This is a genomic window from Erythrobacter sp., from assembly GCF_038133525.1.
GTDB lineage: Bacteria > Pseudomonadota > Alphaproteobacteria > Sphingomonadales > Sphingomonadaceae > Qipengyuania.
In genome coordinates this window covers 1-10,032 of the sequence record NZ_JAYPTL010000080.1, presented here as the reverse complement: position 1 = coordinate 10,032, position 10,032 = coordinate 1, and the positions used below count along the sequence as shown (strand labels likewise).

Annotated in this window: 11 protein-coding genes and 1 tRNA gene; 7 read left to right on the top strand and 5 right to left on the bottom strand. The window is 66.1% G+C overall.

What is annotated here, in order from left to right; all coding sequences use genetic code 11:
• Nucleotides 1-2,139: hypothetical protein (locus tag AAFM29_RS15420; RefSeq protein ID WP_341713669.1), on the bottom strand; the 2,139-nt coding region annotated here is incomplete at its 3' end.
• Nucleotides 2,140-2,361: 222 nt separating this feature from the next.
• On the opposite strand from AAFM29_RS15420, the gene infA reads away from it, so the two are divergent.
• The 5 genes from infA (at nucleotide 2,362) to AAFM29_RS15395 (ending at nucleotide 4,490) form a co-directional block, all read left to right on the top strand.
• A complete protein-coding gene (gene infA / locus AAFM29_RS15415; RefSeq protein WP_047806247.1) occupies nucleotides 2,362-2,607 on the top strand; it encodes a translation initiation factor IF-1 in 246 nt (81 codons plus the stop codon).
• 6 nt (nucleotides 2,608-2,613) lie between these two features.
• Entirely contained in the window at nucleotides 2,614-3,189 is a 576-nt protein-coding gene (locus tag AAFM29_RS15410; protein WP_341713668.1) for a nucleoside triphosphate pyrophosphatase, read from the top strand.
• Nucleotides 3,182-4,144: a ribonuclease gene (locus tag AAFM29_RS15405; protein ID WP_341713667.1), complete on the top strand. Its 963-nt coding sequence runs from the start codon at nucleotides 3,182-3,184 to the stop codon at nucleotides 4,142-4,144. Before AAFM29_RS15410 ends, AAFM29_RS15405 begins: the two co-directional genes overlap by 8 nt.
• Nucleotides 4,141-4,326 (top strand): DNA gyrase inhibitor YacG, encoded by a 186-nt coding sequence (locus AAFM29_RS15400; RefSeq protein ID WP_341713666.1) that lies wholly within the window; start codon nucleotides 4,141-4,143, stop codon nucleotides 4,324-4,326. Before AAFM29_RS15405 ends, AAFM29_RS15400 begins: the two co-directional genes overlap by 4 nt.
• A gap of 89 nt (nucleotides 4,327-4,415) precedes the next feature.
• Nucleotides 4,416-4,490: transfer RNA gene (locus AAFM29_RS15395), tRNA-Phe, on the top strand.
• A 5-nt stretch (nucleotides 4,491-4,495) separates the two neighbouring features.
• Here the strand turns inward: AAFM29_RS15395 and AAFM29_RS15390 are convergent.
• Nucleotides 4,496-5,392: a hypothetical protein gene (locus AAFM29_RS15390; RefSeq protein WP_341713665.1), complete on the bottom strand. Its 897-nt coding sequence runs from the start codon at nucleotides 5,390-5,392 to the stop codon at nucleotides 4,496-4,498.
• A gap of 75 nt (nucleotides 5,393-5,467) precedes the next feature.
• On the opposite strand from AAFM29_RS15390, the gene AAFM29_RS15385 reads away from it, so the two are divergent.
• Nucleotides 5,468-6,775 carry a sodium:proton antiporter gene (locus tag AAFM29_RS15385; RefSeq protein WP_341713664.1) on the top strand — a complete coding sequence of 436 codons (1,308 nt, stop codon included), beginning with the start codon at nucleotides 5,468-5,470 and terminating at the stop codon, nucleotides 6,773-6,775.
• Here AAFM29_RS15385 and AAFM29_RS15380 read toward each other — a convergent pair.
• From AAFM29_RS15380 to AAFM29_RS15370, 3 genes are read right to left on the bottom strand one after another with little or no spacing between them, the layout of a single operon-like run.
• The gene (locus AAFM29_RS15380) at nucleotides 6,772-8,028 is read right to left on the bottom strand and encodes an adenosylmethionine--8-amino-7-oxononanoate transaminase (protein ID WP_341713663.1); all 1,257 of its coding nucleotides are present in this window, start codon (nucleotides 8,026-8,028) and stop codon (nucleotides 6,772-6,774) included. The genes AAFM29_RS15385 and AAFM29_RS15380 overlap by 4 nt on opposite strands.
• The gene (gene bioD / locus AAFM29_RS15375) at nucleotides 8,025-8,645 is read right to left on the bottom strand and encodes a dethiobiotin synthase (protein ID WP_341713662.1); all 621 of its coding nucleotides are present in this window, start codon (nucleotides 8,643-8,645) and stop codon (nucleotides 8,025-8,027) included. Before bioD ends, AAFM29_RS15380 begins: the two co-directional genes overlap by 4 nt.
• Nucleotides 8,642-9,787, bottom strand: coding sequence for an 8-amino-7-oxononanoate synthase (locus AAFM29_RS15370; RefSeq protein WP_341713661.1), 1,146 nt, complete (start codon nucleotides 9,785-9,787; stop codon nucleotides 8,642-8,644). Before AAFM29_RS15370 ends, bioD begins: the two co-directional genes overlap by 4 nt.
• Nucleotides 9,788-9,934: 147 nt before the next feature.
• Here AAFM29_RS15370 and AAFM29_RS15365 point away from each other — a divergent pair.
• Nucleotides 9,935-10,032 (top strand): phosphoribosylaminoimidazolesuccinocarboxamide synthase (locus AAFM29_RS15365; RefSeq protein ID WP_341713670.1); only part of this gene is annotated, 98 nt, incomplete at its 3' end.

Sequence of the window (10,032 nt, the reverse complement as noted above, 5' to 3'; positions counted from 1 at the left end):
CGGACCATCCGGTCCCTTGAGCCGTTCGAGCATTTCGGGCGGTAGCTTGGCCGGATCGAAGGGTTCGGCGCACAGTGCGGTGCGCATCGCGTCGAACTGTTGCGCGGTCTGTTCGCTGCAGAAACGCTGGCGCAGTTCCATGACCTTGACCGGATCGGGCTGCCCGTCCGGCCCGGCGAGGCGTGCACGCATCTGTTCGGGCAATTGCGACAAATCGGGCATGGTGCCTTCGGGCACCGCGCAGAATTGCTGCCGCAACTGCTGGAAGCGCGCCGGATCGAAGCCCACACCGCGCCCTGGACCGGTTCCGCCTGCCGGTGGTCTGCCACCAAAGCCCGCCGGGCCGCGACCGCCCGGACCTTGCCCCCCGCCGGCTTGTGGACGGGCCTTGCCAACCGCGCCGCGCGTGCTCAGGCCGAAGGAAAGCGAGCGGCTGGAGGTGCGATAGAGCGTGACCGGGCGCAGATCGACAGACTGGAGATCACCGGCGCCATCGCGGCTCACCCGGTCGGGAAACGCGCTTTCGAACGCCGCTGTATAGGATGGCGATGTCAGCGTGACGTCGCGCGATCGATTGATCGCGTAATCGACCTGCAGGCGCGTGTCCTTCCAGAACGGCAGTTCCCAGTTGGCGCCGAACTTCCAGTCTGACTGGGTTTCGGCGGCAAGGTTGGGGTTACCGCCGCTGACAACGGTGGCGAAGACCTCGTTCCCCGTTGCGAAGTCCACCAGCGGCACATTGAGCGTATCGACCCGGGGATTACCGAGCGCCGATATGCTGGGCGCGCTTTCGCGCCTGATGCGGGTAGCCTGCAGGTTGAGACTGTCGAAGGGCGACCAATTGAGCCCGGCGCTCCAGCGCGTCAGTGAACCGAAGTCCGACAGATCCTCGATCCCCGCGGAGAAATTGGCGCTCAAGGTACCGATGGCGCCCCAGGCACCACCGCGCTCGGCGATCGGCACCACGAGATTGAGGCCGGAGCGGAGCCGTCGGCGAGTAACCGATGCCTCGCCGGCAGACCGGGTGTCGCTGCTTTCGAGCCGCTTCCACTCGAATTCGAGGTCGATGGTCGTCGCCACCTCACCCGCGGGCAGTTCCAATGGATGGCCGGTGAAAGTCGCCTTGTTCTCGATCGTCTGCGTACGCGACTCGGCCAGATCGAAACCCGCATCACTGCGGCGATCGATCTCCGTGTCAGCATCTGCCAGCACCACGTCGGTGGTCAGACTTGCCAGCCAGTCGCCGATCCGGCGGTTATAGGCGCCGCCGAACGAGAATGTATCGGTCTGGCTCCGCCGCTCCAGCGTCGAGATGGTGCCTGCTATCGAGCGGAGGCCCGAAAACGCGGTACTCTCGTTCCGGGCGGCCGTGCCATTGAGGCTGAGCGACGCGCCGCTTTCGATGAAGGCGCGCGCGTAGTTGACGGTGCCGGCGGCCGAATAGCTATCGGCAATGAGGCTGCGGAATGGTGCTTCATCAACAATGCCGGGAATGGTCGAGGGCACGACGAAGCCGCGCTCGTCCTCGGTCAGGGCGCTGGTGTCCTGCAGGTTGAGATTGAAGTTGAGCCGCCCGCCATCGGCGATCTTGAGATAGGTCGCCTCCTGCTGGTTGCGCGCATAGCCGCCGCTATCGGGTGTCTCGAGCTCTAGTTCGGCCGTTAGTGCGGAAAAGTCGTTCTTGAGCACGATATTGACCACGCGCTGGTCCGGATCGTAGCCGAAGCGCTGCGCAACTTCTTCGGCGAAGACTTCGACCTTGGCGATGGCTTCGGGCGGATAGGAAGCAACTTCGCGGAAACTCGACACGCGAATGCCGTTGACCAGGATAACCGGTTGTCCACCGCGCGACCCGCGCCCGCTCGACGTTGTCGGTCCCAGCGCCTCGAGGATATCGGCGATGGAGCTGCCGCCGAAAGCGGCAATGTCTTCGGCGTCATATTCCGCGACAGGCGGTTGATCGACGATCAATTGGCCACGAATACGCTCGCCCGACACGATGATCGTGTTCGGATCATATACGGGGTTTTCGGCGTCATCCCTGGCAGGCGGCGGAGCCTGCGCGGCATCCTGCGCCTGGACACCCATGCTCCAGGCAACAGCGATCAGCGATACGGAAAAAGTGGCAAGCGTTTTCAATGCGTAGTCCAAGCAAGAGGAATCCGGCTCACTCGCCCCGGGCGTCATTGCGGGTTTGAATTCACAGGCGCAAGACCGGTTCCTGTATCGCTTTGTCGCCGGTCGATGAATGTAGCCTGTCGGTCGGATACGGGGCCAGCGCGCCGAGGCTTCCCTTTTGGCGCGGCGCCCGCTAAAGGCCGCGGCCACGAATTCACCACAATTACCGGAAACCAGAACTGCATGGCCAAAGAAGAACTCCTCGAAATGCGCGGCAAGGTAGTCGAGCTGCTGCCGAACGCGATGTTCCGGGTTGAGCTCGAAAACGGTCATGAAGTGCTGGGTCACACCGCCGGCAAGATGCGCAAGAACCGCATTCGCGTGCTGGTTGGCGACGAAGTGCTGTGCGAACTGACGCCGTATGACCTGACCAAGGCGCGCATCACCTACCGCTTCATGCCCGGTCGCGGCGGCCCCGGCCCGCAGTAAGACCGCGTGGGCCAGCCCACACTCATCCTCGCGTCTGCCAGCCTGCGTCGCCGCGAATTGATCGCTCGACTTGGGGTGACACCGGACGCCGTCGCTCCTTCGGATATCGATGAGACCCCTCGCAAGGGCGAGCTGCCGCGCGACTATGCGCGGCGCATGGCGCGCGAGAAGGCCGAAGTGGCCGCCCCGTCTGACAGCTTCGTGTTGGCAGGCGACACGGTGGTCGCGGTCGGTCGCCGGATCCTGCCCAAGGCCGAAGACGAGGCGACCGCGCGCGAGTGCCTCGATCTCATTTCAGGTCGCCGCCATCGGGTACTTTCGGCCCTCGCCCTGCGTGCGCCCGACGGCACGCTGCGCGAACGGCTGAGCGAAACCATCGTCATCTTCAAGCGCCTCTCCGCCGAAGAGATCGAGGCCTATCTCGCCAGCGGCGAATGGGAAGGCAAGGCCGGCGGCTACGGCATTCAGGGCGCGGCCGAGGGCCTGATCCGGCGGATCGATGGCAGCCATTCGGGCGTGGTCGGCTTGCCACTCTACGAGACCCGCGCGCTGCTCAAGGCCGCGGGATTCTCCATTGGCTGAGTGGCTGGTCGAGCAAGGGATCGGCGAGCAGCGCGCGCTGCTGATTGAGAACGGCGACGTGCTGGCGGCGAAACTGCGTTGGCCGGAAGAGTTCTACGCCGGAAAGCCGGTCAGACTGACCCTGTTCTCCAGACCGGCAGGTACCCGTCGCGGGGTCGCGCGAGATGCGACCGGAACCGATGTCCTGGTAGACAAGATACCTCGCGAACTTTCCGAGGGTCAGGCCTTCGATGCCGTCATCACCCGCGCTGCCATCGCCGAAAGCGGGCGATTGAAGCGTGCGCAGGCGCGCCCTGCCACATCACCGGCCACTACCAGCGACGCTTCCGTCGACCCCTTCGTGATCGGGCGGATTGTTCGGCGGTTCCCATCCGGGCTTTGGGAAGAGGCCTGGGACAGCGCCGCATCTGGCGAAGTCGCGTTCCCCGGCGGTTCTCTGCTGTTCAGCGTGACCCCGGCCATGACGGTGATCGACATCGATGGCGACCTGTCGCCGCGCGAACTGGCGCTGTCCGCCGTGCCTGCGCTCGCCCACACGCTGCCGCTGTTCGACCTCGGCGGCTCGATCGGGATCGACTTTCCGTCGCTCGAGGCGAAGGCCGACCGCAAAGCGGTCGACGCCGCGATTGACGATGCGCTGGCCCAGTGGCCGCATGAGCGCACCGCCATGAACGGCTTCGGCTTCGTGCATATCGTAGCGCGGCTGGAAGGCCCCTCACTGCTCCACCGCTTCGCCACAGCGCGGGTCGACATGGCCGCACGGATGGCGCTCCGCCGCGCCGAGATGGTCGAGGGGCCCGGGGCAACCTTGCTCACCGTCCATCCCGCGTTGCAGGCGAAACTCGCGCCCGAATGGCTAGCCGAGCTGGAGCGTCGGACCGGCCGGCCCACGCGCGTCGAAACCAATCCCGGACTTGCGATCGAAGCGGCTCAGGCCCAGATCGTGCCGCTATGAGCACGACCAAACCCTGCCCTATCTGTAGGAAACCCCGCAGTGCGGAATTTGCGCCCTTCTGCTCGCCCCGCTGCCGCGATCGCGACCTGGCGCAGTGGTTCGGCGATGGCTACGCCGTGCCCGGCCGTCCCGCGCACCCCGAGGAAATCGCCGACGAAGTGCTGCGCGGCAGGGACGACTGAATTACCCCCTTGCCAAGCGCGCGGGCCTTCGCCATAGGCGCGCTCTCATTGCTCGCGGGGCTATTGCGGCCCCTCCGCCGAAGCAGTGTGCCCGGGTAGCTCAGTGGTAGAGCAGACGACTGAAAATCGTCGTGTCGGTGGTTCGACTCCGCCCCTGGGCACCACTTCGCTACCCGCGCGATAGCCCATCCCAGAGCAGCCTGACCGCGCTACCCAGCGCAGCGAGATCGCGCGGCTGCGTGAGCCTGAATACCGGCACCTGCGCCACCGCCCGCGCCGCAAGCGCACCTTGTTCGCCCCACAGGCCCATCGCCTCAAGCGCGTCGGGTCGGTAGATCGTGCCCGCCAGCACCGCCTTGAGCGCTTCGCCGCCGGTTAGCGGTTCGAAGGACAGGGCGTCCCCGGTTGCCAGCACGACAATCGCAGCGAGCGGCAGCGCATCGTCGCCCGCATGATGCAATGGAACCGAACAGTGGAACTTGTCATTGCGCATCCAGTCGCGTTCCGTCACGCGGTCGCGCCAGCCCAACCGGTCGATCGCCTCGCTCCACAGCTTGATGCGTGCGCTCGAGGGGAAGATCATCGCCCCCTCGCCGCCCAGGTCGACCCGGCTGAGGTCGTCCGCAACAAGGCTTGCGCCACTCGCGATCGCCGCAGCCGCCATGGTGCTCTTGCCCTCACCCGATTCGCCGCAGAACAGCACCGCGCGCCCGCTGCGTTCCACCGCGCTGCCGTGCCACATGGCAAGGCCCCGCTGGTAGCCGAGCAGGCCCCATGCGCTTCCCAGCGTGAACAGGCGCAATTCGCGCGGATCGGCGGCCAGACTGGGATAGAGCGTCATCCGGCGCCCGGCTTCCAGCTGCCATCCCCCCACGCCTTCAATGGCGAAACTTGCGGTATCGCCGCATGCCATCGTGCTGCCGTCCACCGGGAAGTGGGGCATGCGCGCATCCGACAGGGCAATGGTGATATCGGGCTCACCCCGATCCCCTGCGGCGAAGGCGGCCCATTCGGGAAGCTCGATCTCGGACACAACCGAAAGGCCTGAATGGGAATAGTGGTGCATGTGGCTGCAATTTTGCCCGGGCATCCGGGGCCGCGCAAGCTTCACCTGCCGCCCTGCAGGCGCTACCCCCAGCCCATGCACGAAACCGCTTCCGACGCGCTCTCCGCTTTCGACATGGCCGCCATGCTGGTGGTGGCCTCCGCCCTGCTCGGCTGGTTCAACCATCATTTCGTCAAGCTGCCGCATGTGATCGGACTGACGGTGATGGGTGCCCTGGTCGCGATCGGGCTGATGGTGGCCAATGCCTTCATCCCGGGAATCACGATCGACGATCGCGTGACCGGCCTGCTGGCCGAACTCGATTTCACCGAAACCCTGCTGCAGGGGATGCTCAGCTTCCTGCTGTTCGCCGGCGCATTGCATGTCGATCTCGACCGGCTGAAGGTGGCGTGGCTACCGGTGCTGATGCTTTCAACCGTCGGCGTGATCGTTTCGACGGTCCTTGTTGGTTTCGCAGCATGGGGCGCGGGCTTGGCGCTGGGCCTGCCGATCGCGCCGATCTGGTACTTCGTCTTCGGCGCGCTGATATCGCCCACCGATCCGGTTTCGGTGCTCGGCGTACTGCGCGAGGAGGCCGTTCCCCTGTCGCTGCAAAGTGCGGTCGCGGGTGAAAGCCTGTTCAACGACGGCGTGGGCATCGTGGTTTTCTCGATCCTGCTGGGCGCGGCGCTGACCGGGGCGGACTTCTCGCTGGGCGAAGGCGCGCGGCTGTTCGCGCTGGAGGCTGGCGGTGGGGTGCTGGTGGGGCTGGTTTTCGGCTGGGTCGGCTATCGCGCGCTCGCCAGCATGGACGAATATACGCTTGAGGTGCTGATCACCCTTGCTGTCGTCATGGGCGGCTATGCACTGTGTTCGAGCCTGCATGTCTCGGGCCCACTGGCCATGGCGGTCGCCGGCCTGCTGATCGGCAACCAGGGGGTTACCTTTGCGATGAGCGACGTGACCCGCGACTATGTCCTCAAGTTCTGGGAGCTGGTCGACGAACTGCTCAATTCCGTCCTGTTCCTTCTGATCGGGTTGGAGATGATCGCGCTGGCGCCAGGCGTCGACGACCTGCTGTTCGGCCTTGCCGCGATCCCGCTGACGCTGGCCGCACGCGCCATCTCGGTCGCCCTGTCGACCAAGGCAATCCCGGCAACCCGGCTGTCGGAAAAGGGCGCGGGGCGCGTGCTCGTATGGGGCGGACTGCGCGGCGGCATATCGATCGCGCTGGTGCTTTCGCTACCGCCAGGCGAAACCCGCGAACTGATCCTTGCTGCGACCTTTGCCGCGGTGCTCTTCAGCGTCCTGATCCAGCGCGCCACGCTGGGGCGGCTGATTGCCAAGCTGAAGGACGACCATGCCCCCGCAGTAGAGGACGCGCCGTCGCGCGCGGTGCATTAGGCCTCAGCCAACTCATCCGCCGCCTCGGCGATCGCTTCCCAAACCCTCGCCAGATCGCTGTCATCGATGCAATAGGGGGGCATCACGTAGACGGTATTGCCCAGCGGGCGCAGCAGCAGGTCGGCCTCGCGAAACCGCCTGAGCAGGCGCGGACCGAGGTCGGACAGGTAGGCGCCCTCCGCACCACCCAATTCGAGCGCAGCGATTGTCCCGCAGCGTCGGGCGTTGCGGACCGCGCGGTGGTTGGACAATGCTGCGAGATGGGCCTGTTGCCGTGCCGCGAGCGAGGAAATCCTTTCGCGGACCGGCTCGTCGCGCCAGATCGCAAGGTTCGCCGCGGCAGCTGCGCAGGCGAGCGGGTTGGCGGTGTAACTCGACGAGTGGAAGAAGGTCTTCGCGCGATCCTGCGAGATATGCGATTCCCAGATCGCCTCGCTCGCCATCGTCACCGCTAGCGGCAAGGAACCGCCGGTCAGGCCCTTCGAAAGGCAGAGGATATCCGGCACCACGCCGGCCTGTTCGCAGGCCAGCAGCGTTCCCGTCCGTCCCCAGGCGGTCATGACCTCATCGGCGATGAACAAAACGCCATGGGCTGCGCAGATATCCCGCATCTGCGCGAGGACGCGCGGCGAATACATCAGCATCCCGCCCGCCCCCAGCACCAGCGGCTCGACGATGAAGGCCGCCGCACCCTTGCGGCATTCGGCCTCAAGCGCGTCGAGCGTTGCCTGCGGGTCCTCGCCCGGAAAGGGAATGCGCCCGACATCGAACAGCAGCGGGGCATAGGCGGCGTTGAAGACGCCGCGCGCGCCGACCGACATCGCCCCGATCGTGTCACCGTGATAGGAATGTTCCATCACCACCAGCCGGTGGCGCGGCTCGCCGCGATTGGCAAAATGGCCGAGCGCCATCTTGAGTGCCACCTCGACCGAGGTCGAGCCGCTGTCGGAGAAGAACACCCGGGTCAGCTCTTCAGGCATGATCCTGCACAGCTCCGCAGCGACTGCTTCCGCGGGCTCATGGGTCCACCCGGCGAAGATCATCTGGTCTAACCGTTCGGCCTGTTCGCGCACGGCAGACATGATGCGCGGATGGCAATGCCCATGCGTGGTCACCCACCAGCTCGAGATCGCATCGATCACCCGACGTCCATCTGCGGTGTACAGCATGGCGCCCTCGGCTCGGGTGACCAGCGGTACCGGTTCGCCCAGCCCGTGCTGGGTGAAGGGGTGCCAGACGGGGGAGTTGCTCATGCGAAGTCACCCAGATCGAAGCCATCGGTAAATGCCTTTGCCAGCGCATCGGCATTCAGTTCTGGCAGCCACGGCAGACGCCCCAGCCGTCGCACCTGACCCAGGCGCGCAATCGTCGCCTCGCTATCCTCCACCGCCGCGCCGACGAATGCCACGCCGTGCACTTGGCACCCGCGCGCACGCAATACTTCGATCGTCATCAGCGAATGGTTGATCGTGCCCAGCCCGGTCCGCGCGACGACAATCACCGGCAGGGCCCAGCGCGCGAAGAGATCGGCGTAGAGCATGTCCCCGCCCAACGGGACCAATGCGCCCCCAGCCCCCTCGACCACAAGCGGGCGCTGCAACGGCAGCGCCAGCCGCGCCGCATCGATTGTCACTCCGTCGATGGCGGCGGCGCGATGCGGCGAGCAGGCCGAGGTAAGGCGATAGGCTTCGGGCAGGATGTAATCGGCTGGCAGTCCCGAGAGGCGACCGACGCTTCCCGCGTCGGTTCCCTCCTCCAGCCCCGCCTGGACCGGCTTCCAGTACCAGCCCCGCATCGCGCCCGCCAAGGCGGCGGCGAAGATGGTCTTGCCGACATCGGTATCGGTCCCGGTGACGATGAAGCCGGTCATGCCAGCGCCTCCCGCAGCACACCGGCAAGCGCATCGATATCCACGCGCGTGACATTGAGCGTGAGTGTAATCCGCAGGCGGCTGGTGCCCGTGGGTACGGTCGGCGGGCGAATTCCGCGCAGGTCGAAGCCTGCCTGCTGCACGCGCCGCGCCACCTCCATGGTGCGCGTGTCGTCTCCGATGACCAGCGGGACGATCTGCGACCCGCTTGGCCGCACACCCAGTGGCTCCAGCACGCACGCTGCATGGTCGACCAGCGCCAACAGTTCGCTGCGTCGCTCCGGCTCATCGACGCAGATTCGCAAGGCCTCGCGCGCGACAGCCGCCATCAGCGGTGACGGCGCGGTGGAGAAGATGAAGCCGCGCCCACGGTTGACCAGGTGATCGCGCATCATGCGTGAGCCGGTGAGCAGCGCCCCTTCGCAGCCCAGCGCCTTGCCGAGAGTGTGGAGCACGATCACGTTTTCGCGCCCCTCCAGCCCGGCGGCAAGACCGCGTCCGTCGGGCCCGAAGACTCCGGTGGCATGGGCATCGTCGACCACCAACATGGCCCCGTGCCGTTCGGCGATCACCGCCAGCTCCTCCAGCGGTGCGCGGTCGCCGTCCATGCTGTAGAGGCTCTCGACCACGATCCACGGTGTTCCGACCGCTCCGGCGCGCCGCCACCCACGGATCGCATCGTCGAAAGCCTGCGCGTCATTGTGCGCCACGGCGCGCGCCTCGGCCCGCGACAGCCGCAGGCCCTCGTGCGCGCTGGCATGCACCAGCTCGTCGTGGAACACGCAGTCCCCCCGCTGCGGCAGGGTCGAAAGGAGGGCACTGTTGGCGGCGTAGCCAGTCGAGAACCAGATCGCGGCCTCACTGCCGAAGAACTGCGCCGCTTCCGTCTCCAGCACTTCATGCTCCGGATGGTTGCCGCGCAGCAATCGTGACCCGCCCGATCCCGTCGGCACACTCCGCTCCAGTGCCGCCTGCGCGGCCCCGGCAAGCCGTGGTGATACGGACAGCGCAAGGTAATCGTTCGAAGCGAAATCAATGCCCTGGCGCGAAGTAAGGGTGCGTAGCCGCCCCAACCTTTCCAGGCTTGCTAGGTCTTCGCTTTGTGCGACCAACGGTGAGGGTGTGCGACTCTCGACAATCATCCGGCGCGCGCTAACCACCGCACCTGCCCGCCGCAATTGCTTTCACATGCGCGCTTCTGTATGCGCCGGGTGAACGCCCCGGGTCGCGGTCGTCAGCCGATTCCGCCACCGGGGCGATAGCTTTTGAGCGCGAAGGAACACCCGCCCATGGCACGTCGCCGCCAGATCTACGAAGGCAAGGCCAAGATCCTCTATGAAGGCCCCGAACCGGGCACGCTGATCCAGTATTTCAAGGACGATGCGAC

Excerpts from the sequence above, each read along its gene's own strand:
- AAFM29_RS15370 (WP_341713661.1), bottom strand. The coding sequence starts at position 9,787 with ATGATTGTCGAGAGTCGCACACCCTCACCGTTGGTCGCACAAAGCGAA.
- infA (WP_047806247.1), top strand. The coding sequence starts at position 2,362 with ATGGCCAAAGAAGAACTCCTCGAAATGCGCGGCAAGGTAGTCGAGCTG.
- AAFM29_RS15385 (WP_341713664.1), top strand. The coding sequence starts at position 5,468 with ATGCACGAAACCGCTTCCGACGCGCTCTCCGCTTTCGACATGGCCGCC.
- AAFM29_RS15390 (WP_341713665.1), bottom strand. The coding sequence starts at position 5,392 with ATGCACCACTATTCCCATTCAGGCCTTTCGGTTGTGTCCGAGATCGAG.
- bioD (WP_341713662.1), bottom strand. The coding sequence starts at position 8,645 with ATGACCGGCTTCATCGTCACCGGGACCGATACCGATGTCGGCAAGACC.
- AAFM29_RS15380 (WP_341713663.1), bottom strand. The coding sequence starts at position 8,028 with ATGAGCAACTCCCCCGTCTGGCACCCCTTCACCCAGCACGGGCTGGGC.
- AAFM29_RS15400 (WP_341713666.1), top strand. The coding sequence starts at position 4,141 with ATGAGCACGACCAAACCCTGCCCTATCTGTAGGAAACCCCGCAGTGCG.